Source organism: Lonsdalea quercina subsp. quercina (genome assembly GCF_000688655.1).
Lineage (GTDB): Bacteria > Pseudomonadota > Gammaproteobacteria > Enterobacterales > Enterobacteriaceae > Lonsdalea > Lonsdalea quercina.
In genome coordinates this window covers 274569-300097 of the sequence record NZ_JIBO01000007.1, presented here as the reverse complement: position 1 = coordinate 300097, position 25529 = coordinate 274569, and the positions used below count along the sequence as shown (strand labels likewise).

Here is a 25529-nt window from a genome sequence, read left to right as displayed (position 1 = left end):
CTCTATTTTCAAACAATGTCGTGATCTCCCATGTAGAAGTACTGCTAGCCAGATGGGGGGAGGGCTATTTTAGATTTCCCGGCTTAGGCGGCCGTGGCTTTCTTGAATTGGATAAAAAATAGTGCGACTATTGCGCGGTTTTTGACTTTCCTTTCATCTGTGATTATCGAGGGTCGTTGATATGTCGGACTCAATGCTTCTGGTGCAGACGCTGCGCGCCACGACTTTGATGACGTCCCGGGACTCCGGTCACACTGCTGTAGCATTCTCTTTTTCCAGTTTATCTCCCTTCACCATGCGGTGAGGCGTGCCGACGCTCACTGTTAGGCATGATTAAGAATAGAGTTATCCCTCTGATTTTACTGATGTCTATCGGATAGAACGGGCCAATTTCCCCTTTGTTTCGGCAGGTTTTCGCATGAGTCATACACTAAATGGTATTGGCTGGGGAAACACGACCGGCAACGGTTTGGCACGTCATCCCTGCGCTGTGTCTTTCGGACACATCTACTCATCCTTGATCGTTTGGGTTTGTTACATGAAACAGTTGAAAATTGCGGCCAATTCAGCGGTTGCCGCCCGTTTAATCACTGAACGACCGGTAGTGGCCCTGAGTCAGACCGACTTTACGGATATCGCTGCGGTAGTGGTATCCGTTGAGGAAGCTCACAGCGGTATTTTGTCAGTGTTACATCACACGGGGTTTTCTATCCCGGCCTTTGTGCTGCGCATGTCGGAAGAGGGCAGTATCGAAATGCTGCCCTCAGATAGTGAGTGGCTGACATTGGACGAAGCAGGTGGGCATGCCGTTCTGCTGGAGGAGGCGGCCCGGGCGTATGAAGATGCGCTGTTGCCGCCGTTTTTCGACACGTTGACCCAGTATGTCGAAATGGGCACGACGACCTTTGCCTGCCCTGGGCATCAGGGGGGGCAATTCTTCCGTAAGCATCCCGCCGGGCGTCAGTTCTATGAGTTTTATGGCGAGACCCTGTTTCGATCGGATATCTGCAATGCGGATGTGACGCTGGGCGACCTGTTGATCCACGAAGGGGCCGCGAAAGAGGCCCAGAAATTCGCAGCCAAAGTCTTTAATGCGGACAAAACTTACTTTGTGCTGAACGGCACCTCCGCGGCGAACAAAGTCGTCACCAATGCACTACTGACGCGGGGCGATCTGGTACTGTTCGACCGTAACAATCACAAGTCCAATCATCACGGTGCGCTGATTCAGGCGGGCGCGACGCCGGTGTATCTCGAAACGGCGCGAAACCCGTTTGGTCTGATTGGCGGCATCGACGCCCACTGCTTTGACGAGGCTTACCTGCGTGAGCAGGTCAGGGCGGTTGCCCCTGAGCGCGCCGAGGAGGCAAGGCCATTCCGTCTGGCGGTGATCCAGCTTGGCACCTATGACGGCACCATCTATAACGCGCGTCAGGTGGTCGACAGCATCGGTCATCTGTGTGACTACATTTTGTTTGATTCCGCCTGGGTCGGTTACGAACAGTTTATTCCGATGATGGAGCAGTGCTCGCCGCTTATGCTCGAACTCAATGAAAACGATCCGGGGATATTTGTGACGCAGTCGGTGCATAAACAACAGGCCGGTTTTTCCCAAACGTCACAGATCCACAAGAAAGACGCCCACATCAAGGGGCAGAAGCGTTTCTGCAACCATAAGCGGCTCAACAATGCCTTTATGCTGCATGCCTCGACAAGTCCGTTCTATCCACTCTTCGCCGCGCTGGATGTCAACGCCAAGATGCACGAAGGCACCAGCGGTCGCCGCCTGTGGCAGGAGTGCGTGAAGCTGGGCATTGAAACCCGAAAGCAGTTGCTTGAACGGTGTTCCATGATCGCGCCTTTTGTCCCGACATCGGTGAGCGGCACACCCTGGCAGGGTCACGACACAGAGGCGATGGCGCAGGACGTCCGCTTCTTCCTTTTTGAACCGGGAGAGCGCTGGCATGCCTTTGAGGGATACGCGCAGGATCAGTATTTTGTCGACCCTTGTAAGCTGCTGCTGACGACACCCGGTATTGATGCGGAAACCGGTGAGTACACACCGTTCGGCATACCGGCCACGATTCTGGCCAACTATCTGCGCGAACACGGCATCATTCCGGAAAAATGCGATCTGAATACGATACTGTTCCTACTGACCCCGGCGGAAGATAGCCGCAAGATGCATCATTTAGTGCAGGCGCTGGTGCGCTTCGAGCAGTTGATTGAGCAAAACGCTCCGTTGAGCGACGTTCTGCCGAGCCTGTTTCAGAAGCATCATCAGCGCTATGAAGGTTACACGCTGCGGAGGCTATGCCAGGAAATGCATGATTTTTACGCGCGTCATGACGTGAAGCGCCTGCAGAAAGCGATGTTCCGCCAGGCGGAGTTCCCGGCGGCAGTCATGTTGCCGCAAGAAGCGCACAGTTGCTTTATCCGGGGCGATATCGAACTGATTGCGCTGGACGAGGCCGAAGGGCGTGTTGCGGCCGAGGGGGCGCTGCCTTATCCGCCGGGCGTGCTATGCGTGGTGCCGGGAGAAGTGTGGGGCGGGGCGGTGCTGCGTTATTTTCTGGCGCTGGAAGCTGGTCTGAACCTGATGCCGGGCTTTGCGCCGGAGCTACAGGGCGTATACGTCGTCGCGGAAGAAGATGGGCGGAAACGGCTATACGCGCATGTGGTGTCGGATTAGGAACCGGACATACCGGGGCGAAAGCCCCGGTAATCGGCGTCGGGAACGTTACTGTGAGTTTGAGGACCCCTGCTGCTCGTGCTCCTGTTTGACCAAATTCGCATCCTCCTTTTGGCGGCGCAGGCTGTACCAGCCCATTGTCAGCATGATGGCAAGTAGCGGCAGCGTGGAAATGGTATAGGTGCCGTTAGGGTAATCGAATGCCATGAGTACCAGTACAGACACAAGGAATCCCAGCGTCAGCCAGGAAGTTACCGGCGCGCCGGGCATTCTGAAGCTGATCGGTTTGGCCTTTCCGGCTTTAATCGCCTGACGCAGCTTCATCTGGCAGACAATGATAAAGCCCCAAGAGCTGATAATGCCGAGCGAAGCGATGTTCAACACAATCTCAAACACCTGCGCCGGCACGATGTAGTTCAGGAACACGCCGATGGCGTGGATGCCCACAGTGACCAAAATCCCGGCGTAAGGCACGGATTGCGCGCTCATTTTTGACATGAACTTCGGCGCGGAGCCTCCCAGCGACAGCGAACGTAGAATACGTCCGGTCGAGTACAGCCCGGAGTTGAGGCTGGACAGCGCCGCCGACAGCACCACGATATTCATGATAGTACCGATGTAAGGAACGCCTAACTTGCTGAAGAACGTCACAAATGGACTTTGCCCCGCCTGGTAGGCGTTCCACGGCAGCAAACACACCAGCAGGATCACTGAGCCAACGTAGAACAGACCCACGCGCCAGATAACGCTGTTAATCGCCTTAGGCAGCATTTTCTCGGGATCTTTACACTCGCCGGCGGCGGTGCCGATCAGTTCAACGCCCGCAAAGGCAAATATCACGCCCTGTATCAACACCAGCGCCGGCAGCATACCGTGAGGGAATAGCCCGCCATTATCGGTAATGAGGTGGAAGCCGGTGCGATTGCCATCAAGCTCATGGCCGGTGCCGAGATAAATGGTCCCCACGATTAGGAACAACGAAATCGCGATGACTTTGACGAGCGCGAACCAGAACTCCGCTTCCGCAAACCATTTCACCCCGATCATGTTCATGGTGGTGATAAGCGCCAGTGCGCTGAGGGCGAAGACCCACTGTGGGACGTCGGCGAACGTGCCCCAGTAATGCATGTAGAGCGCAACGGCGGTGATATCGACGATACCGGTCATCGCCCAGTTAAGAAAATACATCCAACCGGCGACGTACGAGGCTTTCTCTCCGAGAAACTCACGGGCATAGGAGACGAAGCTTCCGCTGGTAGGACGGTGTAAAACCAGTTCGCCCAGCGCGCGCAGAATGAAGAAGGAAAAAATACCGCAAGCGAGATAAACGAGGGCCAAAGAAGGGCCAGCCATCTGTAAACGAGCGCCCGCGCCTAAGAACAGACCGGTACCGATAGAGCCGCCGATGGCGATCATCTGAACCTGCCTGTTACCCATTGTTTTGTGGTATCCCACTTCATGTGAATCGAGCCAGCGCCGCTTAGCCGCATGGCGTTCAGAGTCTTTGCTTTTGTGCTTGTTCATTACCCGTCCAGATCCCGTTTCTTATCATTCATAAGAAAGAAATGACATATTATTTAATGAGTTAACCGTTAAAGTTCGGCCTTTGCATATACCGCCAGTCCCTAGCGGCATGCAGGGGCAGGAATTGAAAAACGTCTGCGATGCTACCTTTTCTTGGCATCCTAGGCAAAAATTGTCTGCGCCAGTAATGTATAAAATAAAGATAATGATCATGCGTTATTATAAAAAAATAGTGCTATATAGAATGCTTTTTGGTTTTTTGTAGTGATTATTGCTATTCAATAGGTTGGGCATAGCATTTGCTTATAGACAGGTTTCCTGTTGGTGCTGACGGTAAATTCGTCAGTCAATGGAGGGCCTCGGACGCATCAACAACCGTGATTAAGCATCAAACCTTTGTACTACATCCTCAACCATTGTGTTTTGAAGACGAGCCTCCACGGACGAACCTCCGGCTTGGCCAGAGGTTCGACGTGCGTCATCAGCGACGATAGTTTCTCTGCGCCGAATTCACCTTATATAAATAGCGGCGAGACTCCTGTGAAGGGTGACGTGTCGTCAGCGTCTGGTAAACATCGTTGGGAGACATACCGTTGATGGCGCTTACCGCAGCGTCTTTGTCGCTGGAGAACACGCGCAATACGCTGCCTGCGCCGCCGTTATAGGCGGTGATGACGGCATAACGCTGAGAGGTCGGATTCTGAATGCCCGCCAGATACACATTTTTCAGCATGGCCAGATAGGCCGTTCCGGTATCGATATTGTTTTCCGGATCGAACAGGTAGCTGCGGCTCGGCTGNCCCCATTTCCCTTTCATTTTAAAGACGTCGCGTCCTGCGCTGTGCTGCACGACCTGCATCAGACCCAATGCATCGGAATGGCTTACCGCGTAGGGGTTGAAGCTCGACTCGGTCTGCATGATAGCCAGGATCAGGGAAGGCTCGATGCCGTAGCGATCTGCGGCTTTACGGACCAGCGGCAGATATTTGTGGGCACGTTTGTCCAAATGGTTCGGCACCAGCTGGATGGTTACCGTCCAAATCACATGCACACCGGCCGTGCGGCGTTGTAGCTTGTTCTGGATCAGATAGTCTGCAAAGTTGACCGCGCGGCCTTCCCAACGGATAGGTTCGCCGGTGTTGTCCAGCACCTGCCCATACAGCAGCGGCTCACGGCTGATTTGAATATCGTTGGCGTCGGAATACAGGTCGGCGTTACTGGCGTCATCGCCCATCAGCAGGGTGGTGACGATAGCCTGACGGAGGCTGGCTTCGTAGTTAGTCGGGTTGATGGTTTCGATGGTGATCGTACCGGCATCGAAGTTGACGTGGCTACGGGTCAGATATTGGTCGGAATACTTTACGTAATCCTTGGGGCCGGCGATCAACACTTCGTTGATGCCCCAGATGTTTTCGATGTTATTGGCGAATTGCCCCATCAAAATATCAAAGGCGTTGGTGTCTTTGACATAGGCTTCCGCATCTTCGCTGCCTTTGTTGCTGGAACAAGAGATCAGCAGCGGAGCGATGCACAGCAAAGCTAGCAGTTTCTTCATCATATCAGGCCGTGTCGGGAGCGTGAGTTATCAGGGCCGGCAGGCCCCTGCGCGATTACTGATCTTCCGGCGTATAGCCGTCGATTTGCACGTCCTTGCCTTCAAAAAGAAACTTTTTCATCTCTTCTTCCAGCAGCTTGCGGTCTTCCACATTCATCATGCTGAGTTTTTTCTCGTTGATCAGCATCGTCTGCTTGGTTTGCCACTGGCCCCAGGCATCCTTGGATATTTCGTTATAAATGCGTTTTCCCAGCTCGCCCGGATACAGCTGAAAATCCTGGCCTTCGGCCTCACGTTGTAAAAATGTACAAAAAATCGTTCTGCTCATGCTTATTCCTCATTATTTGGCGCGCAGACATCGACGAAGACGGACTGCGACTGAGCCAGCTGTTGCAGCAGGCGTTCTACCGGGGCTGCAAGCCCCACAGATGGCGGCTGCGCTAAGTTATACCAGAGACCGGCGCCTTCATCCATGCAGGCGATCTGGCTGGAAACATCCAGCAACAGAGGGACGATGTCCAGATGAAAGTGGCTGAAGGTATGTCGGAACGCGATGCCCTGCTGTAGCCCGCTCAGCGGCATTCCCCGCTGCCGTAGCCAGTTATGCGCTTCCTCTTGGGTGGCAAATTGGGGAAAACAGAATAATCCGCCCCACAGTCCGACGGCTGGGCGCTGTTCCAGCCATACGCGCTGCTGTTGCCGGACCATGACAAACCAGGCGCTTTTCTCCGGTATCGTCTGCTTGGGCTTCTTGCCCGGATAATCCGCCCAGTTGTGGTTAGCGTAGGCGATACACTGCTTGTTGAGCGGACAAAGTTCACATTTGGGACGGCTGCGTGTGCAGATCATCGCACCCAAATCCATCATTGCCTGATTAAATGCGCCCACACCCTGCGCCGGCGTGACGGTTTCGCTGATATGCCACAATTGCTTCTCCACCTCTTTTTTCCCCGGCCAGCCCGCGACGGCGTAGCAGCGTGCGAGCACGCGCTTCACGTTGCCATCCAAAATCGGGTAGTGCTGTCCCTGGGCCAGAGAAAGAATAGCGCCGGCAGTGGAACGACCAATGCCCGGCAGCGCCACAATATCGTCGAACGTCGTGGGGAATTCGCCGCCGTGTTGCTCGGCAATCATCTGTGCCGCTTTGTGCAGGTTCCGTGCGCGAGCGTAGTAACCCAGCCCGGTCCACAGGTGCAGAACCTCATCCAACGGCGCGGCGGCCAGCGCGTTCACGTTGGGGAAGCGGGCGATAAATCGCTGAAAGTACGGAATGACGGTGGCGACCTGGGTTTGTTGCAGCATGACCTCGGAGAGCCAGACCTGATAGGCCGTTTTATTGAGTTGCCAAGGCAGCGTTTTACGTCCGAAACGGTCATACCATTCCAGCACCTGTTGCGCGAACTGTTGCGCTTGTATCATAAGAAGGGGTCGCTATCCGGCCGGTGAAAATTGAAAGCGATTCCAGCACAGTGTGAATGTGCTGTAAACCCGAAGTTTCCTGAACGCGTTCTTCATTCTATGTCGCCCCCGACGCGGCTTAAGTGGCGGTGCAATTTCAGGCAAGTAAAGCAAGGGCGATGATGCACCTTTCGTGGTGCATAAAGGCGCCGCGCCTGAGTATTTTAGTCACAAGTGAATCCGTATGCGGATGATAAACCGTGGCCATAGTTATCGACCACGGGCTTGATACATCAGCGCACGTTGCAGGCGAACGTAGGACGGAAAGCACTGATCAGATAAACTTTATTGGTCAGCATTTCAAACCTGACGACTTCATTTTTACTATAAGGCGTGGCATTATCGGGGGCGGTATCTGCCGAACTTTTGAACATGCAAATGTTTTTCATAATAAGGTAATTCCCATTCCAGTCGTAATCGAATGTGAGTGTACGTTCTAATACATCAGCAGATTTGTTAACATCGATATAGATACCGTGTAGAGCCATTGACCCCTTGTCTTTTTCCCCCAAATAAAAATTAATGATATAGCCTTTAACAATGGAGTCCTGCCCATTATTAATCGTTGCGCTTATTTCTCCTCGACACATCAACGGCTTTTTGTAAACACGATAATAATGATAGATAGATAACAAAGCCATCAATAGGGCCAATAAGGTTATTGTGATGATAATAAAGGGTTTATTGGTTGTTGATAAAGACATGCGTTGAGCACCTTTTCCCTTCTTTCTTACAGGAAATAACAATACTTTCTTCTCTGGTCGCGATTTTTGGGATGATTATTTTTCTGGAAAAATAGTACAGGTCAACATTGTTTTGACAAAGATAATGATACTTTTCCTGAAATCCATCATTGATGGCGTCATCGTCAATATAATAAAACTCGCAATTTGTGATATTGGTGTCTCTAAAAATTTCTCGGTAAGGGAAATCAATTGATAGGATGAAATTATAAAAAAGAATCAATACGACTAACGTCCCTATTGCTACAAAATAAAGAGAATTTTTGTATTTGATACCCTGCGTTTGAGGGGGAGGAGGAGGGAATTCCATAACGGAGTTTTGAACGGAGCTTTGCTGTGAGTCGTCACATATCACTTCAATATCCAGTGTATTAAACATGATACCGACCTTGGGTACCGTCATCAGGAACTCGGCCAGCTCATATTCACGCAGAGATTTCCTCAATAACGAAATATAGTTGTTCAAGTTGTTCATCGACGGTGCCAGAGCATTTTTCTCCAGAACTTCTGTCAGTAGGTACTCTTTACTTAATGTCATTCCCGGATGAATAATCAGCGTTTGTAGAAGCTTTGCCACGGGGAGGCTTAAAGACACTGCCTCGTCTGAGCGATTAATCCATGCTAAAGAGTTGTCTTTTTCTGTATAGACAACCGACTTATTAATCAAATAAACCATTTATAGATGCTCTATAGAGACATGAATTGTAAAAATGTTGATATGGAAGGTATTAAGTAAAATTAAGTCAAAAATTTAGATGTTTATTGTCAAGGCATATTTTCTTCTCGACGATATTTACAGTCACTGTTGTAGATAACTGTTCTTCCTTGAGAGGGTATTTATAGCACATAAAAAATATAAAAATAAATAACTAACTGCCCATGCGAGTGTGGAATTAATATATGTAAATGTAAATCTATGTTGATTTCCACTGGTTAATTTTCATTTAAGCTGGAAGGTATTTAGCGGCTAGCGGTTAATGAAAGTATTNGCGCCATAAAAAAAGCGCAAACAGTCTTCGCCTTTAGAATAAAAATCTATTTAATACTAAAAAACAAGAATAAAATCTAAATAAATATATACGATTCAATATAATTGTCCTGTTTTTGGGGTTGTGGTTAGATGACTGCACGTTCAACGCATGACGGTTTCACTGGGTCTTTACATGATGGATTGGCGTGGAATAAGGCGGAAAGATGGTAAATGCGCTGTCGCTAAGCTGGCCTATGAAGATCCTGACACCAATGCATTGGCCGGTCGGGGCGCTCTTTGTGGCGGTTGCCAGCAAGCGCGCTTTCATCTATTGAATCAACACGGGTATGAAAATGAAATTATCTAATATCGCTTTGGCTACGATGATGGCTGTTTTTTCTTTTTCTGTATTTGATGCGCAGGCGACAGATACCCACAATGGTACGGTCACCTTTAACGGGAAAATTATCGATACACCTTGCTCCGTGTCTCAGGATGATTTGGCTCAGACTATTGAGTTTGGCGAAATTAGCAAAACTGTACTGGAAGGTGGTGGAACTTCGGTTATCAAACCTTTCGATATCACTTTGAAAGACTGTTCTATCGAAACATCAACGAGTGCCAAAGTTGTCTTTTCAGGGGGAACGGCTGCCGGTACAAACAACAAATTGCTGGCGCTGCATGGTACTGCAGGCGGCGCAGGTATTNCTGTATTGTACTCTGGTGAAAAAGTTTCGTTCGACGGCGCCACTGCTGCCGTGAGTAATTATAAACTGGTGAATGGCGACAACACCTTATCCTTCACTTCTTACGTACAGAAATTGCCGACTGATACGGATGTAACTACCGGTAATTTTGAAAGTACGGCCAACTTCGTTATTTCCTACGAGTAAGCATATTTTATGGGAAAGGAGGCCCTTCAAGTTTTTGAAAATAGCGTTAGCCAGGTGATTTTAAACTGATAATGTCTTGTTTGATTTTAGCTAATTTTTTTGCTGTTTAAGCGGTAAATGACAGAAAGTAGCCAAATTAGTCTTGCTATTTGTAATAACTCAAGAAGCCGCCCCTGTTTCTATAAAGGAAGTGTTTTTAAAATCTGTTTTTATGGGTGGCTCTAGTTTGGTGGAAGATTTGATATACATTCATGGGTTTCTTTTCTCTAAAATTGCTTGCTTATCTTTAGATTTGTTTCCCATTGATAACTGTATAGAAGTTTAGACGTGGTCGTATTTTTGTGTAGGTGGTTATATACAATGACATCGTTTGTTTTTTTGTGTTTCTTTGTGTTTGTTTTGTATCAACTTATCACGTGATTGGGAAATGGAACCTAAAGCGAGTTGTTGCGCTGATAGTTTAATAATTTCTTATTTCTTCCTTTTTCTTTTATGTGTGATGTTAAAAACACACTGGTACATATTGATGGCTAATATGCTGGGAAAGGGAGTCAGAAATAGGCTGAATGGTAATTTTCTATACAGTCTTTTCATAATTTGCTTTTTTTCTAATAGTGTTAAGTCGACGGAATTTAATGCCAGCGTCTTGGATGTCGATGAACGCAATCAGATTGATCTAAGCCGTTTTTCCGATTCGGATTACGTCGTCCCGGACGACTATATGCTGATGATTAAGGTCAATAATAAAATGATTGATCAGCGGAAAGTGAGTTATTTGGCTACCCGCCCTGACGGGCGTAAATCACGCTTATGCCTGGATGCTGAAATCGTAGCAAAACTGGCGTTAAAGACAGAGGCCGAGGAACNCATTCACTGGTGGAATGACGGGCGGTGCGCCGATGTGACAGCCATTGCAGGGGTCAAAGTCTCTAATCAGATTGGGATGGGCGAATTGAACATCACCATCCCACAGGCGTGGATGAAGTACAGCAATAAAAATTGGACGCCGCCGGAGCAATGGGATCAGGGAATCGATGGCGTGATGCTCGACTACAGCCTAACGGGCAGTGCGCGTCGAGGTAGCGGTGATGGTGGCTCAGCCCGTTATTTAAGTAGCTATGGTACAGCTGGATTCAATTTCGGGGCGTGGCGCTTTCGCGCAGATTACCTCTATTACATGAACGCCGCTCAAGGCATTCATAGTCAACACTTCTCCTGGGACCAGTTCTATGCCTATCGCCCATTGCCGTTTATGTCTGCCGATCTCAGGTTGGGCGAGATGTACCTCAACACCAACCTGTTCGACAGCTTCCGATTTATCGGCGCCAGTCTGGTCAGTAATGAAAATATGCTGCCTCCTTCGCTACGCGGCTATGCGCCTGAGATTCGTGGCGTGGCCAGGTCTAATGCGACGGTTACCGTTTTGCAGAACGGGCGCGTTATTCACGAAATCACGGTACCTGCGGGGCCTTTCTCTCTGCAGGATCTCAATAGTGGCGTGACCGGAACGTTGGATGTGCGCGTTACAGAAGAAGACGGTTCCGTCACAACATTCAAGACCGAAGCGGCCAGTCTTCCTTACCTGACTCGTCCGGGGCAAGTTCAGTACAAGATTTCTGCTGGACGCCCGTCGGAAAACCAACGTCGCCAAGAAAAACTGACGTTTTCCGCTGGTGAGTTTTCCTGGGGAATGAGTAATGCCTGGTCGTTGTATGGCGGCACAACGTTGTCTGATGGCTATCAGTCCGGTTCTGTGGGACTGGGGCGCAACCTATTCCAGCTGGGCGCGATTTCGGCTGATATCACCCAGTCCCGCGCCAGCCTGCCGAACAAGCCGCTGCAAGATGGGCATTCTCTTTCTGTGAACTGGGCGAAGCGCTTCGAGGCCATAGATGGACAGGTGAACTTCACTGGTTCTCGTCTGTTTGAACAGACCTTCATGGGGATACCTCAATATCTCTACACATTAAATGACAGTGAAAACCAGTACCACAGCGAAAAAGAACGTTACGTCGTTACATTATCGAAAAGTTTCAACGTTGAAAGGCAATGGTTGAATGACCTGTCTACCTACCTGAGCTACACGCAACAGACATTCTGGAATGAGAAGCCGCAGCACCGTTACGGCATTTCCCTGAGCACGTATTTGGATCTGGGGCCGTTCAAGGGCGTCTCCCTTGGGGTGTCCGCTTGGCGCTCCCTCTACAATGCGAATACGGACGATAGCATTTATCTCAATCTCACCTTCCCTTTACGTGACCGCGAACGCGTTGGTTACGGCCTGAGCAGCTATGGCGGTACGGTGGCCCAGACGATGACTTACAGCAACCAACAAGATTTGAACCGAAGCTGGAATTTGAGCACGCGCTACGACGCCACCAGCAAGGGCTACATCAGTGGGACTTACAACTACACCGCTTCGGCGACCAACGCCAGTATGGGGCTGGCCTGGCAGCAAGGGGGGTACACCTACCTCAACGGCTCCCTCATGGGGGGCATTACTGCGACGCGTCATGGCGTCGCAGCCCATCAGAAAGGCATCAATGGTGGGACGAGAGTGATGGTGGATGCCAACGAGGTGGCGGGTGTGCCGTTCTCCAACGGCAGCGTGGTCACCAACGCGTATGGATTGGCAGTGATTACCGGAGCTAGCAGTTACTTAGATGTCCAGACCCTGGTGGATGTACAGCATCTGCCAGAAGACGCTGAAGCCTTGACCACTATTGTCCAAGGTACGCTGACCGAGGGCGCTATTGGCTACCGCAAATTTGAGATCGTGAGCGGCAGTAAAGTGCTTGGCATGCTCAGGCTACCAGACGGTCGTGTTCCCCCCTTCGGAGCGACAGTCTTTAACGCCAGCGGACGTGAGGTCGCGATGGTGACAGAAGAAGGCCAAGTTTACCTCACCGGCGTCTCCGCCAATGAAGAATTGACGGCTCGATGGGACGGCGAAGCGCAGTGTCGAATGACTTTACCTCACACATTGACCGGCCTGGAGTCCCTGCTATTGCCTTGCCTGCCGTCCCCCACAACGAACATTACGAATACAACAAACGGAGAAGAGTGAATGAAACAACATTGCCATCTCAAGCTGGCAGCCGCGCTGCTGGCGTGCACCGTGATGTTTCCTCCTGTCTTACAGGCGGCGATCAACCTTGACCGGACAAGGGTGGTTTTCGACGGAGCGGAACCATCCAGCACAGTCACACTGACTAATGAGAACGGGACCCATCCTTTCCTGGCGCAAAGCTGGCTGACAGATAGCGAACACCGAAAGATCTCGGCCCCTTTGATGGTGTTGCCACCGCTTCAGCGGATCGAAGCTGGGGGTCGTACTCTAATTCGTGTGACGAAAACGTCGGGGATCGATCAACTGCCGCAGGATAGGGAGTCACTGTTCTATCTAAATGTGCGGGAGATCCCGCCAAAACCGGATAAGGCCAACGTGCTGCAGATTGCCGTGCAGTCGGAAATTAAAGTGTTTTATCGGCCGCAAAACATTAAGCCGGTGAAAAACGAGGTTTGGCAGCGAAGACTTAACATCCGCAAGTCTGGTCAGCAGCTTGTGGTGGAGAACCCTACACCTTACTACATTACCGTAAGCAATATTCAGCGCCACTCTGGGGAGAAGGTGGCGCCCTCTCTTCTGAAGAACCGAGCTTTTATGATTGCGCCGAAGTCAACCCTCAGCGTCGACATCAAAGACCCGTCGGTGCGAGAGTTCTCGCTGTTCTACGTCAATGATTTCGGCGGCCATCCGGAGCTGCGCTTTTCCTGTCAGCAGGCGACCTGTTCTTTAGTCGAAACGCGCACGCACTGAAGCCGAAAGCGAAGATGACCAACGCCTCGATGGCGGGAGCACTGACACTGCCCGAATGAACTTAGCGGCGCAATGTCGGTGCTCACGCGGGGGATGCCGCGCGACGTCTCATTTCTCGCTAAACATGTAGAAGTGGATACGTCGGCGAATGTATCGAATAGGGGAGAGTATGTTCGGATTAGTGACTTCCGTCGCGCGATGCTGCCTGCCATGGTTCTGCTGCGGCATGCTGTTGATGCTGGCTATGCACGCCTCCGCGCTGGAATGTAGGAAAGATACGATCAATGGGCCCGTGTCCGACAGTGAAGATATCGGCTCGCTAAAGATCCCTTCCACGTTGCCAGTGGGAAGTCGCCTGTGGACGTCAAAAATCTACCGCCGCAACCTGGCCTGTTGGGCTTATAAAAGTGTGAGGCCGAACGGCGAATACGCCTACTTTTACCCCAATCCAGGCGGAGAGGTGGTGGGGGCAGGGATCGGCATTGGCATTATCTACAACGGTCAGGATCTTGGCGTGATCTCTCGTGGGGGAGGCAGCGGCTCGCGGGTGTCGACCGGGCGATTTATCGCGCCGGGGCCGTCCGGTAGCAACCCGCCGAGAAATCCCACCATGATGCCGACCACGGTGCAGTTGTATCTGGAAAAAATCGGCGATATCACCAATAGCAGCTTGGGGGCGGACTCTCTTAGCGTATTACAGGTAGATGGCGAACTGGGCATCAACAATAAACCGTACAGTAACTATGTTTTCCGTCTGTCCGGGCTGAGAAACATTGAGGTTATCAAGTGCTCTGCCAACGTGACCGTATCGCCCAACGGGTATATCGATTTCGGTACGGNGCAGGCATGGAGCAGCGCTTCCGCGGGCGTCGTGGCTCAGCAAAACTTCCAAATCAGCGCCTCGACCGACGGCGGCGAAGACTGCGGAAAAGGGTTCGATCTCACCGTGAACTTTGATACGGCTTCCAGGAACAATACGTTGGCAACGGCTGACGGTATGGATATGGGAAATGGCTCCATGCTGAAAATTGAAGACAACGAAACGGGCAATAATATCGTCTACAATCAGTTTATTAGCTTCATCAACGGATTGAAACCGGCCAGCGGCACGGTGGAAAAGCAATACACCGCCAAGCTGTATGCGTTCGATGAGGCGGTGCCCGGCGAGGTTGAGAAATTTATCGTCTTGCGTTTCAACTATGACTAGGGCTGGAACGAGGGCGATACAACGCCGAGCCATCATTCGTCGGACCGTTAGTGGAGTGCTATGGGCGCACGTGATGTCGTTAGCTGCCAGCGCTTCTGCCGTAGGTAGCGCGAAATCGCAGGACTACGTTTATGACGTAGGGTTCCATGTGCGGGTGGTGGACTCGCCGTGCGTGTTGCGGTCGGACTCTGAAAATATTGATGTGGACATGGGGGAGGCGTCGGCGCGCGCCTTGCAGACCAATCAAGCGAGTGAGTGGCGAGATTTCTCGATCATGCTGACGCAGTGCAGCACGGAAACGCTGCAGGATGTCGTGGTGAGTTTTTCCGGAAAGGAGAATACCGCGCTGGCGGGACGATTGGCGATTGATCCCGCGTCAGCAGCGAAGGGGGTTGCCATCGGCATCTATCGTGCCGACCAGTTGATGCCGCTCAATGGCAACACGGGAAAGATCCGCTTACTCGAAGGCGACAACCGGCTGGATTTTCGCGCTCGGTTAGAAAAGGTTGACAACGAACCGTTGGCCGCGGGCAGCTATAGCGCGACCGCGCATTTCACGCTGAGCTATCAATAAGCGCAGCCGTTATTTATCTGCATTCGTTCGGACTGCATCTGCATCCGACGATTCGCCTGCACATACTTGGGAAAAGGTTATGAGCCAGATGAACTTATTTTTGGTGACGTCATGTTATTTGTATTACCCCGCAGTAGAGCACGCGTTGAACGAATATGGACGACCACAGGAATATTTACTGGATTATCTGCTGGTAAAACCGGATGAAGACGTCATTACTGACATACCGGACTGGTCGAGCGTCGAACGTTTGATTTTCATTTTGCAGGATATCGGCGATCTGGTTCGTTTTTTGCGTTTTGCCTCCGATATTAGTAATAGCTTGTATATGAATAAGGAACGGCTGCTCATTATCGGGAAAGGCAATCTTCTGAAACTGTTGTCGATGTGCTACCACAATATCGACTCGGTGCTTTTCACGCTGGACGGCTGTTCAATGCATGAGCTTGGGGTTTTTCTCAATGAGCGGGTTTATTCGGGGGGCAGTGAAGCGCGAGAGCGAATCAAGTCTCGACTGGCGCGGGGAGAAATGTGGGGTTTTATCAGTTTGCTTTCCGGTCGTTGCGCCAGATATGAGGCAGAAGAAACGAATAAAAGTGTCAAAACCCTGTATGCCCAGCGGCATAAGTCACTGGTTAAACTCAATTGCCGCAAACATCGCGATATATACTCGTTACTTTAAACGAGATGGCCCGCCGATAGCCCGCCTCCTCGCGTCCCGNCAGGGGAGAAACGACCGTCGGCAGATAGGAAAGAATTTTTCATAGGTATCCATTATACTGCGCGCTTGTTTCATAACCCCTGACAACGTGTAAGCACTATGAGTAATAACGTCATCTCCCCGGAATTTGATGAAAATGGTCGTCCTTTACGGCGTATTCGCAGTTTTGTTCGTCGCCAGGGGCGATTGACCAAAGGGCAACAACAGGCGCTGGATAGCCTGTGGCCGGTAATGGGCGTGGAGTATCAGGACAACGCACTGGACTTTGTCTCGCTGTTCGGACGCGATGCGCCGGTCGTGCTGGAAATCGGATTCGGCATGGGCGCCTCGCTGGTCACGATGGCTGAACAGCACCCGGAACAGAACTTCCTCGGCATCGAAGTGCATCTGCCTGGCGTGGGGGCTTGTCTGGCGTCCGCTCAGGAAGCCGGCATCGATAACCTGCGCGTCATGTGTCACGATGCGGTGGATGTGCTGGATAATATGATCCCCGCCGGATCGCTGGCGATGGTGCAGCTGTTTTTCCCGGATCCGTGGCACAAGGCGCGCCACAACAAGCGACGCATCGTTCAGCCGCCGTTTGCCGAGCTGGTGCGCAGCAAACTGACTATCGGCGGTGTATTCCATATGGCGACCGACTGGGAACCTTATGCTGAGCACATGCTCGAAGTGATGGGGGCGCTCGACGGTTATCGCAACCTGTCCGACAGCCAGGACTATGTACCGCGTCCGGCGTCACGCCCGTTAACGAAATTTGAAGCCCGTGGCCAGCGTTTAGGCCACGGTGTTTGGGATCTCATGTTTGAGAGGAAAGAGTAATGGCGATTAATCGCAGCCGACGTTTACGTAAAAAGTTACACATTGAAGAATTCAAGGAACTGGGTTTCTCAGTCAGCTTCCGTTTCGCGGAAGGCACGTCTGTTGAAACTATCGACGGGCTGCTGGATCGCTTTGTTGACGATGTTATCGAACCCCGCGGTCTGGCTTTTGAAGGCAGCGGCTACCTGCAATGGCAGGGGCTGGTTTGCCAGCAGAAACTGGGCAACTGCACGGACGAACACCGTCAGCTGGTCAAAGAGTGGCTGGAATCACAGCAGCTAAGCGACGTGACCGTCAGTGAGCTGTTCGATATCTGGTGGGATCTGCCGCCCAACCTAGGCTAAAGCGGAAACGCGTGGCGGTAGGTCGACGGATTTCATCATCGGTCTTGCGCCTTTACGGCTATTATTGAGGCGCCTGTTGGGCGCCCTTTTTTTCAGGAGTCACTATGTTGTTGCGTAATCTCGTCTTCGGTGCACTGATTCTATTCACCTGGCAGGCGCGGGCGGAGTATCAGTGCCCGGTTCAGCCGCAGGATGACATTTTCATCACGCCGCAAAGCGTGAAGGTTGTGGGCGCCAGCGGTAACCTAACGTTCTCGCCGGAAGGGGATGTGGTCAAAGATAGCCAGACGCTGACCCTGACGTCGGAACAGCGGCGTCAGGCCCGAGAATATCAGGCTGAACTGCGCGAGCAGCTGCCGTGGATAGACGCGGGCGCGCAACAGCATCTGGAAAAGGCCCGTCAGTCGCTGGATAAAGTCATCGTTCAGCAACTGGGGAGCGACAGCAATGTCCGTGGCCGTCTGACCACGCTGAATACCCAGCTTAAACAGCAGATGGACCGCATCATTGAGCACCGTCCCGACGGATTGGTTTTCCACCATCAGGCGATCAAACAGGTGGAGCAGGATGGTCGCCAGATTGTGCAGCAGACGCTGGGCGGCGTACTGCAAGACAGCCTGAACGAGATGGGCGTCAAACAGATGGCCAACGGCGGCGGCAATCCGTTGCAGGCCGTAATGGGTAATCTGGGCGGACTGCAACAGGCGATCCAAACGGAGTGGAACAATCAGGAAATGGATTTTCAACGCTTCGGACGCGATGTCTGCCAGCGTGTGACCGGTCTGGAAGAACAGCGTAAAACATTGCTTAAGACGCTGCCTTAACGGGTTAAAGACGACGGGGCTGCTGGCCCCGTTTCTATTTTTGCTTATCGTTATGGGACTTGCCGCCCTCCGGCTTTTCATCTCCCCACTTCATTAACTCCTCCCTTTTTTCCTTTGTATGGCTGTTTCGCTGCCTTATCTCATATTGTAAGGATTTCGTCAGTAAAGTGTCTTTTTCTCGTTATTGAATGGCTTGTTCTTCCCTATAATGGCCGCGGCAGCGACGGGATGGCAGGGAGACTGCGGCGTGTGAAAGGCAATTTCGTTGGTGGCGGACCATCGCCTCATCGCCTTCGCGTAACGCGACAGATTCCTCTGGCTGATATCGGGTGATGTACGCCTTCCTTCGCTGAGAGGGGGCCGTTCATGACCAGCATATCGCATCACGTCATTTCTATTTTTACGGCAACCGCCCGGCGGCGCGCCCCACTCAAGGTGAGAACGCCTGGGGCGGTCATGTAAACCGCCGCGTCCGGAGTCAATCCGCGCGTCACCATGAGTCAACATTTGACAGGGAATTGTTTATGAAGGGAATTCGCAACCCGCACCGTGCGGGCGACAAAGACAAACACAGTTGCAGACTGACGCCGCTGGCCTGTTTGGTCACGTTGTCATTACTGTTGCCCGCATTTTCCGCCGGGGCGGCGAGCGCCGATGCCTTTCGCACTCGGGAGTATCAGTACAATGGCCCCGCGCTGGACGCGATGTTTGCGGCTGAGGCTTACTCGCTGGGATACAGCGGCGCCGGAGCCACGGTGGGTATTATCGACAGCCAATCTGACTTGAGCGGACCCGAATTTCTGGGGCGCGTGGCTGAGGGCACCCAGTGGATATCCACGCCGGACGAATACGACAGACATGGATATGCGGTAGCCGGCGTCGTGGGTGCGGCAAAAAATAATGTCGGCATACACGGCTTGGCCTATAACGCCAATATTTTGTCTCTCGGCGTCGACTTAACGACCTCGAGCGTGGCAAACGCGCTGGCGACCATGGCGCAGTACCCCGAAGCGAAGATCGTTAACAACAGCTGGGGCTTTAATATTTATCCCGATCAGCTGTTTTCCTACGATGCGGACGTTCAAAGCGAGCTATTCGACACCTGGATACCGGGGTTCAAGGAGCTGACGACGCGCAATGCGGAGCAGGGGCAATTGCTGGTTTTCTCCGCCGGTAATGAGGGGCATTTGACGCCGACGCTGCTGTCAGCATTGCCTACCGTATTGGATATGACCGGCTTCGAGAACAAGATTGCCAACAACTGGATCAGCGTGATGTCTTTCGACTCGAGGCAGCCGACGACCAGCGCTGCGTTTATCGCTTCGTTCAGCAACCTTGCGCAAGGGGCCACTGAATACAGTTTGCTGGCGCCGGGCGTCGATATTTATACGACTTACGATCGGACCTATTATTCTTCGCTCAGCGGCACGTCATTCTCCGCCCCCTATGTGGCGGCCGTGGGCGCGCTGGTCAGCGAGGCTTTTCCCTACCTGACAGGCAAACAGTTGGCTGATGTATTGCTGTCTACCGCAACGCCTCTGAGCGGCGCGCGGCTGCCGCGGGCCGTGGTGCTGGCGCGTAACAACGTCGACAGCGCGCTCAACATGACGGGCGTAGAGCTTAAAGTGTATGCGGCGACGGGCGGCATTACGTTTAGCGACGAGGAAATGGCCGCACTGGTGAACTCCCTCAAGCTCAATAATCCGTTTTACAGCATGAGTGACGACGACGTGCAGGCCGCGATTCTGGCGGCCGCCGCCGATAGCACGATGACCCTGATGTCGCAGGAGGATTATCAGGCGCTGTTCGGTCAGGGGATCGTCAATGCCTATAAGGCGGTGCAGGGGCCGGCGAAACTCGACGGTAAACGGCTGACGGACAGCGATCTGAGTTCGGACGCCTATGGCGGACGGTATGCGCTGTATAGCGTTGATACTCAGGGGTTCGACAGCACCTGGAGCAATGATATCGCTCAGGTACGCAATGCTGATACGGGCAGCGCGTTGTACGATCTGGACGTCGGTTTACGCAAGCAAGGGGACGGCACGCTTTACCTGACGGGGGCTGACGTCTATCGCGGTCCGACCGTTGTTGAAGGCGGAAGACTGGTCGTGGCGAAAAACGCCGGAGGCAGCGGGAGTCTGGCGGGAGACGTCTGGGTTATGTCCAGCGCGGTGCTGGGAGGACACGGCAAAATCGGCGGCTCTGTCACTATCGACGCGGGCGGCATGTTGGCCCCCGGTACTTCCGTCGGTACGTTAACCGTCGGCAACGTTCGTTTCGCGCCGGGATCGATCTACGACTTCGAGATTGATGCGCAAGGGCACTCAGACAGGCTTATCGTCGAGCAAAATGCCAGTCTCGCGGGCACGGTGCGGGTGATTAATCTACGTCGCAGTTCCCTTGGCACGCGCTATACGCTGCTTGATGCCAGCGGCTCGGTATCCGGTCGATTTGACGAACTGGTGCTCGGCGGCGACGGGAGCGCATCTGCCGATGCCCCGTTTCTTACCGACGTCTTGGGGTATGGCGACCATGCCGCGTGGCTTGAAACGGTGCGCAACGCCCGACGTTTTAGCGATGTGGCGGCAACAAGCAATCAGCATTCGGTGGCCGACGCGCTCGACAGTCTCAACGGCGGCGCGGCGNACAGCGCCATCGCCAACGTGAAGTCGGCCGATGCGGCACGCGATGCTTTCGATAACCTCAGCGGCGAATTCCATGCGGCTGCGCGCTCGGCCATCGTTCAACGTAGTCAAAACGTACGTGATGCGCTCAACGGCGCGATGCGTTCCCGTCACGGCGAGCCGCTTTGGCTGACGACCTGGTCTAACGATGGGCGATTATCGGGTGAGGCTGGCGAGGCGGCGGTGGACCATCAGGGCTACGGCTTCCTCCTGGGCGGCGGCGCTCAGATGGGCGAGTCAAGCGCGTTGGGCATCGCGGTCGGCAGCGAAAAGAGCCGGATCAGCATGGGTGAAAGAGCGTCTCGCGCGAATGTGACCGCCTATCATGCGGCGCTCTATCTGGATGGCGAGCTGGCGGGAATGGATTGGCGCACCGGTATAAACTACAGCTATCTGGATCTGTCGAGTCAGCGCACGCTTCACATACCCGATCTGGAAGGCAAGGCTCGCGCGAACTATCACGCCCATCAGGCGCAAGGCTTTATCGAGAGCAGTCGGCGTTTTTCCATCACGCAGGATTCGGGGTTGGAACCCTATGCCAACGCGGCTTACGTGTGGCTACAGACGCCGGGCGGACGGGAGTTCGGCAGCGAAGCGGCACTGGGATGGAATACGCAAAATAGCGCTTCGGCTTTTTCGACGCTGGGACTGCGCGGCGATATGCGTTTCACCGCCGTTACACCCTTCTCGTTATACGGGGATATCGGCTACCAGCGTCGTCTGAGCGAACGAAATCGTTCGGCGCGGTTGCACTTCACCCACGGGGGAGATGACTTCAACGTTGATGGCGCGGCGACGCCGAAAAATGCCGTATTGATGCACGCCGGACTGGCGGCGGACCTCAGTGATCACGCCCGCCTGTCCTTGGGATATCAGGGAATGCACGGAAGCAAAGTCCGCGACGATGGCGTAGGTATGCGGTTCAGTGTGACGTTTTGAGCCAGTATCGGATATTAACAGGGCCGATACTGGCCCTGTTGTGACGCAAGCGCGTTACGGGGCAGGAAAGGTGAAGCGCTGGTGGATGGCTTCCAGCTCGTTCAACACGTCTTCACCCAGCGTGACCGTCAGGCTCTCCAGATTTGTGCGCAGCTGTTCAACGGAGGTCGCGCCCAGCAAGGTGCTGGCGACGAAGGGTTGTTGTCGGACAAACGCCAACGCCATCTGCGCCGGGTCTAGCCCGTGGCGCTGCGCCAGCGCGACATATTCTGCTATGGCCTGCTCGGTGTGCGGCCCATTGTATCGAGTAAAACGGCTGAACAGCGTGTTACGCGCGCCTGCCGGTTTGGCGCCGTTCAGGTATTTACCTGTCAGCGTACCGAACGCCAGCGCGGAGTAGGCCAGCAGCTCCACCCCCTCGTGCTGACTGATTTCGGCCAGACCGACTTCAAAACTGCGGTTGAGCAGGCTGTAAGGGTTCTGGATCGAGACGATACGCGGCAAGTCATGTTTTTCCGCCAGTTGCAGATAGCGCATTACGCCCCACGGCGTTTCGTTGGAGACGCCGATGTAACGAATTTTCCCGGCCCGAACCTGCTCGTTGAGCGCTTCCAGCGTTTCGAGCAGCGTCACAGCCGGTTTGTCGTCGTTATAGCTGTAGTTCAGCTTGCCGAAGAAATTGCTCTGGCGCTGCGGCCAGTGTAACTGGTAAAGGTCGATGTAGTCGGTGTTCAGACGCGTCAGGCTGTCGTTGAGGGCTTCACGGATATTCTTGCGATCCAGCGCCTGCTGAGGACGGATGTTATGATCGCTGCCGCGTACCGGGCCGCTGACTTTCGAGGCAATGATCAGTTTTTCGCGACCGCCGCGCTGCTTAAGCCACGAGCCGATGTAGCTTTCGGTCAGCCCCTGCGTTTCTGGCCGCGGAGGAACCGGATAAAGTTCGGCAGTATCAATTAGGTTTACCCCGGCTGCAATGGCGTGATCCAGTTGGGCGTGAGCGTCGGCTTCACTGTTTTGTTCACCAAAGGTCATGGTGCCCAGTCCCAGCTCGCTGACTTCTAGAGCAGTATGAGGGATACGATGGTATTGCATTGTGCCAGCTTCCTTTTTATTTGAAGAGGAGCAGGTGCGTTTGAAAACACCTTCAATTGACTATAAACCAAGCCTCGTCAAGGTGGAAAGCCTCTTGGCGCAACATCGTCATTTAGCCTTAGCGTTCGACGACCTGCGAAATATCATTGTTGTCGATCGCATGCTTGTGCCCGTCCTCATCCGTGAAAATCATCAGGCCCGTGCTTTCATCAACCTGAGGTTTGCCTTTGGTCAGTAGCACCTGACCTTCTTTGGTGGCGACGACATAATGGCTGGAACAGCCGGCAATTAGGGTGATGACGCTGAACGCCAAAAGCGTTTTCATGATTGATTGCATAGGGAGTTACCTACTGTTAACGGCAATAGTTCGAAAAATTAAGGCAAGTTTAGCAAAGGAAGTAACAGGTTTTATTGGGATTTATGGAAAGAAGAGCCAGACAAAATGTAAAAAAATTAGTCGGCGAAGAGTCTTCATTGATAAGGAGGGATCGCCAATGGTGCCGGCTTCTTTCTCGTGCACCGCAGCGCAGGTTATAGCGGCACCGGTTGCTTTGAAAAAGATGCCTCCACGATGAGTTGGAGGCATCTTTTATCAGAGGACTTTCGCATGGAAAACCCCTGACGAAGCGAGTATCACTGCTGCTAAGCGGCTTTCTTTCCACGCAGCAGGTTGAGGGTTTCCACCGTCATAGAGAAGAACATGGCGAAGTAGATGTAGCCTTTAGGCACATGCACATCCACGCTTTCAAGAATCAGGGTGAAGCCGACCAGAATCAGGAAGGACAACGCCAGCATTTTGACCGACGGATGGCGCTCGACGAACTCGCCGATGGGACGCGCGGACAGCATCATCACGCCGACGGCGATCACAACGGCGGCCATCATGATAAACAGGTGATCGGACAAACCGACGGCGGTGATGACCGAGTCAAGACTGAAAATGATGTCCAGCAGCATGATTTGCACGATGGCGCCAAAGAACGAATGCACCTTTGAGTCATGATCTGCCGAGCTGCCTTCAATGGATTCATGGATCTCATTGCTGGATTTCCAGATAAGGAACAGACCACCGAAGAACAGGATGAGATCGCGGACGGAAATGGCTTGATCCATAATGTAAAACAACGGGTTGGTCAGTTTTATCACCCAGGCGATAGAGGCGAGCAGCCCCAGACGCATCAACATCGCGCCTAGCAAACCGATCCGGCGCGCTTTATTTTGATGGTGTTTGGGGAGCTTGGCGACGATCAGAGACAGGAAGATGATGTTGTCTATGCCGAGAACGATTTCAAGAATGGTGAGCGTGCCAAGCGCCAGCCAGGCATTAGGATCCGCAATCCAGTCAAACATTTTATCAATTCACCTTAAATAAAACACAAGCGATAATTATAGTCTGCCCTCTGTCGTTGCAGGCTAGTAAAGAGTGGCCATTAAAGCAGAAAGTGGCGAGCAAGCAGAGGTCCGGTAAAGGTTTTTTTAAGATAAAAACCTCGCGGCAGCGTCATGATCGGCTGTCCGTGTTCGCCCACCGCTTCCGTGAGAGCACGGCTGTTCGCGGCTTTGGGGCGTAGCTGCAGCACTTCGCCGTGCCGTGCCGTGATGCTTTCCACCTTGCCCAGTACGATCAAATCCATCAGTTCTTCCCAATCCTGACGCAGCTGTTCCTCTTCCTCCGGGCTGGGGCTCCACAGCAGCGGTGCGCCGATGCGACGTTCGCCCAGCGGAATTTGCCTTCCTCCTTCCACCGGCATCCACAATACCCGGGTCAGTTTATGGCGAACATGGCAGTGCTCCCAGGTGACCCCGCTGTTGCCTGTTAATGGCGCGACGCAGACAAAAGTGGTCTCCAGCGGGCGTCCCCGTGCATCGATAGGGATCGTTTTCAGCTCCACGCCAAGCTCGGGAAAATCTTGTTCCGGTTTGCTGCCAGCGCTGGCGCCCAGAAAACGCTCAAGCAAAATGCCGGTCCACCCTTTGTCCCGCTTTAAGTTTGCCGGCAACGGCAGTTCAGCAATCGCCGCGAGTTCAGCCAGATTATATCCGGCGAGTGACTGGGCGCGCTGCAGTAAATCCAGCTCATCGAGAGGTGGATCGCGGTGGAGAGCAGGGGGCTTCATAAGTTTTCCAGACTGTTCAAAAAAGAAACAACCCCGTTAGGGGAAAGTTTATAGTGGTTCCATTTATAAAATGAAAATAATAATAGCATGATTACGCAGCGGTTTTTTCTATGTGGTCTCGAGGTAAAAAAGGGGCAAGGAGNCTTGTTCACGATAAGCCACCGGGAATGAACAGGATTTTACACCCTGTTATCCACAGATTTTTGGGATAAACAGGATCATTCTGGAGCACTGTTTCCATTTACAGCCTTGACGAGGGCTTTATTTGCTGGTTTTGCTGGTTTTTTGGCATAAAACGGGAGGGGGATTGTGGATAAGCTCTAAGTAGTGTGATATTTCGCCACTTTGGAAAAGACTGAAATCTGTGCAGTGTTAGGGGTGGGGAATAAACGGTAGAAAAGTAATTTAACTCTATAAATTACAAGAACTATTTTGAGTGTTTTGGATGGGGTGGTGGAACGTTGAAAACCGGTTTGCGCACTTTCTTCAGGATGTTCTTCACAAAGATGTCCACAGAAAAAGTGAATAAACCGGTGATTTTAGCGGG

At 52.7% G+C, this 25529-nt stretch carries 20 protein-coding genes; 10 read left to right on the top strand and 10 right to left on the bottom strand.

The window, feature by feature from the left end:
* The first annotated feature begins 538 nt into the window (after positions 1–538).
* Entirely contained in the window at positions 539–2692 is a 2154-nt protein-coding gene (locus RZ35_RS08840; RefSeq protein WP_026742977.1) for an ornithine decarboxylase, read from the top strand.
* 48 nt (positions 2693–2740) lie between these two features.
* Here the strand turns inward: RZ35_RS08840 and ansP are convergent, their stop codons facing one another.
* From ansP to RZ35_RS08810, 6 genes are all read right to left on the bottom strand, one after another.
* On the bottom strand, positions 2741–4216 hold the full coding sequence (ansP, locus tag RZ35_RS08835; protein WP_026742976.1) for an L-asparagine permease: 1476 nt from the start codon (positions 4214–4216) through the stop codon (positions 2741–2743).
* Positions 4217–4697: 481 nt separating this feature from the next.
* Positions 4698–5771, bottom strand: a complete 1074-nt coding sequence (gene mltC, locus RZ35_RS08830) for a membrane-bound lytic murein transglycosylase MltC (protein ID WP_026742975.1) — start codon at positions 5769–5771, stop codon at positions 4698–4700.
* Positions 5772–5826: 55 nt separating this feature from the next.
* Positions 5827–6099: an oxidative damage protection protein gene (locus RZ35_RS08825; RefSeq protein WP_026742974.1), complete on the bottom strand. Its 273-nt coding sequence runs from the start codon at positions 6097–6099 to the stop codon at positions 5827–5829.
* Between the two features lie 2 nt (positions 6100–6101).
* Positions 6102–7190 (bottom strand): A/G-specific adenine glycosylase, encoded by a 1089-nt coding sequence (gene mutY, locus RZ35_RS08820; RefSeq protein WP_026742973.1) that lies wholly within the window; start codon positions 7188–7190, stop codon positions 6102–6104.
* 272 nt (positions 7191–7462) lie between these two features.
* A complete protein-coding gene (locus RZ35_RS08815; protein WP_026742972.1) occupies positions 7463–7933 on the bottom strand; it encodes a hypothetical protein in 471 nt (156 codons plus the stop codon).
* Positions 7911–8648 carry a winged helix-turn-helix domain-containing protein gene (locus tag RZ35_RS08810; protein WP_026742971.1) on the bottom strand — a complete coding sequence of 246 codons (738 nt, stop codon included), beginning with the start codon at positions 8646–8648 and terminating at the stop codon, positions 7911–7913. Before RZ35_RS08810 ends, RZ35_RS08815 begins: the two co-directional genes overlap by 23 nt.
* Before the next feature lie 641 nt (positions 8649–9289).
* On the opposite strand from RZ35_RS08810, the gene RZ35_RS08805 reads away from it, so the two are divergent.
* The 9 genes from RZ35_RS08805 (at position 9290) to RZ35_RS08760 (ending at position 21770) form a co-directional block, all read left to right on the top strand.
* On the top strand, positions 9290–9835 hold the full coding sequence (locus RZ35_RS08805) for a fimbrial protein (RefSeq protein WP_235195098.1): 546 nt from the start codon (positions 9290–9292) through the stop codon (positions 9833–9835).
* A gap of 427 nt (positions 9836–10262) precedes the next feature.
* Entirely contained in the window at positions 10263–12902 is a 2640-nt protein-coding gene (locus RZ35_RS08800) for a fimbria/pilus outer membrane usher protein (RefSeq protein ID WP_455709703.1), read from the top strand.
* Entirely contained in the window at positions 12903–13655 is a 753-nt protein-coding gene (locus tag RZ35_RS08795) for a fimbrial biogenesis chaperone (protein WP_026742969.1), read from the top strand.
* 1280 nt (positions 13656–14935) lie between these two features.
* Positions 14936–15436 (top strand): fimbrial protein, encoded by a 501-nt coding sequence (locus tag RZ35_RS08785; protein ID WP_051625519.1) that lies wholly within the window; start codon positions 14936–14938, stop codon positions 15434–15436.
* Between the two features lie 79 nt (positions 15437–15515).
* Positions 15516–16118, top strand: coding sequence for a hypothetical protein (locus RZ35_RS08780; RefSeq protein WP_026742966.1), 603 nt, complete (start codon positions 15516–15518; stop codon positions 16116–16118).
* Between the two features lie 138 nt (positions 16119–16256).
* Complete coding sequence (gene trmB, locus RZ35_RS08775) at positions 16257–16976, top strand: tRNA (guanosine(46)-N7)-methyltransferase TrmB (protein ID WP_026742965.1); 720 nt, start codon at positions 16257–16259, stop codon at positions 16974–16976.
* Complete coding sequence (locus RZ35_RS08770; protein ID WP_026742964.1) at positions 16976–17320, top strand: YggL family protein; 345 nt, start codon at positions 16976–16978, stop codon at positions 17318–17320. The genes trmB and RZ35_RS08770 overlap by 1 nt, the downstream gene beginning before the upstream one ends.
* A 104-nt stretch (positions 17321–17424) precedes the next feature.
* Entirely contained in the window at positions 17425–18144 is a 720-nt protein-coding gene (locus tag RZ35_RS08765; protein ID WP_099049256.1) for a YggN family protein, read from the top strand.
* A gap of 524 nt (positions 18145–18668) precedes the next feature.
* Positions 18669–21770 carry an autotransporter serine protease gene (locus RZ35_RS08760; protein ID WP_051625518.1) on the top strand — a complete coding sequence of 1034 codons (3102 nt, stop codon included), beginning with the start codon at positions 18669–18671 and terminating at the stop codon, positions 21768–21770.
* Positions 21771–21824: 54 nt separating this feature from the next.
* On the opposite strand, the gene RZ35_RS08755 is transcribed toward RZ35_RS08760, so the two are convergent.
* The 4 genes from RZ35_RS08755 to mutH all read right to left on the bottom strand — a co-directional run bounded on the left by RZ35_RS08755 (position 21825) and on the right by mutH (position 24982).
* Entirely contained in the window at positions 21825–22865 is a 1041-nt protein-coding gene (locus tag RZ35_RS08755; protein ID WP_026742962.1) for an NADP(H)-dependent aldo-keto reductase, read from the bottom strand.
* A 118-nt stretch (positions 22866–22983) separates the two neighbouring features.
* A complete protein-coding gene (locus RZ35_RS08750; RefSeq protein ID WP_051625523.1) occupies positions 22984–23190 on the bottom strand; it encodes a YgdI/YgdR family lipoprotein in 207 nt (68 codons plus the stop codon).
* 317 nt (positions 23191–23507) lie between these two features.
* Positions 23508–24215 carry a TerC family protein gene (locus tag RZ35_RS08745; protein WP_026742960.1) on the bottom strand — a complete coding sequence of 236 codons (708 nt, stop codon included), beginning with the start codon at positions 24213–24215 and terminating at the stop codon, positions 23508–23510.
* An 80-nt stretch (positions 24216–24295) separates the two neighbouring features.
* The gene (gene mutH / locus RZ35_RS08740) at positions 24296–24982 is read right to left on the bottom strand and encodes a DNA mismatch repair endonuclease MutH (protein WP_026742959.1); all 687 of its coding nucleotides are present in this window, start codon (positions 24980–24982) and stop codon (positions 24296–24298) included.
* Positions 24983–25529: the final 547 nt, after the last annotated feature.

Coding starts and splice junctions, on each gene's coding strand:
- mutH (WP_026742959.1), bottom strand. CDS start 24,982: ATGAAGCCCCCTGCTCTCCACCGCGATCCACCTCTCGATGAGCTGGAT.
- RZ35_RS08750 (WP_051625523.1), bottom strand. CDS start 23,190: ATGAAAACGCTTTTGGCGTTCAGCGTCATCACCCTAATTGCCGGCTGT.
- RZ35_RS08795 (WP_026742969.1), top strand. CDS start 12,903: ATGAAACAACATTGCCATCTCAAGCTGGCAGCCGCGCTGCTGGCGTGC.
- RZ35_RS08745 (WP_026742960.1), bottom strand. CDS start 24,215: ATGTTTGACTGGATTGCGGATCCTAATGCCTGGCTGGCGCTTGGCACG.
- RZ35_RS08825 (WP_026742974.1), bottom strand. CDS start 6,099: ATGAGCAGAACGATTTTTTGTACATTTTTACAACGTGAGGCCGAAGGC.
- RZ35_RS08815 (WP_026742972.1), bottom strand. CDS start 7,933: ATGTCTTTATCAACAACCAATAAACCCTTTATTATCATCACAATAACC.
- mutY (WP_026742973.1), bottom strand. CDS start 7,190: ATGATACAAGCGCAACAGTTCGCGCAACAGGTGCTGGAATGGTATGAC.
- RZ35_RS08840 (WP_026742977.1), top strand. CDS start 539: ATGAAACAGTTGAAAATTGCGGCCAATTCAGCGGTTGCCGCCCGTTTA.
- RZ35_RS08765 (WP_099049256.1), top strand. CDS start 17,425: ATGTTGTTGCGTAATCTCGTCTTCGGTGCACTGATTCTATTCACCTGG.
- RZ35_RS08770 (WP_026742964.1), top strand. CDS start 16,976: ATGGCGATTAATCGCAGCCGACGTTTACGTAAAAAGTTACACATTGAA.
- RZ35_RS08780 (WP_026742966.1), top strand. CDS start 15,516: ATGAGCCAGATGAACTTATTTTTGGTGACGTCATGTTATTTGTATTAC.
- ansP (WP_026742976.1), bottom strand. CDS start 4,216: ATGAACAAGCACAAAAGCAAAGACTCTGAACGCCATGCGGCTAAGCGG.
- trmB (WP_026742965.1), top strand. CDS start 16,257: ATGAGTAATAACGTCATCTCCCCGGAATTTGATGAAAATGGTCGTCCT.
- RZ35_RS08810 (WP_026742971.1), bottom strand. CDS start 8,648: ATGGTTTATTTGATTAATAAGTCGGTTGTCTATACAGAAAAAGACAAC.
- RZ35_RS08755 (WP_026742962.1), bottom strand. CDS start 22,865: ATGCAATACCATCGTATCCCTCATACTGCTCTAGAAGTCAGCGAGCTG.
- RZ35_RS08785 (WP_051625519.1), top strand. CDS start 14,936: ATGTCGTTAGCTGCCAGCGCTTCTGCCGTAGGTAGCGCGAAATCGCAG.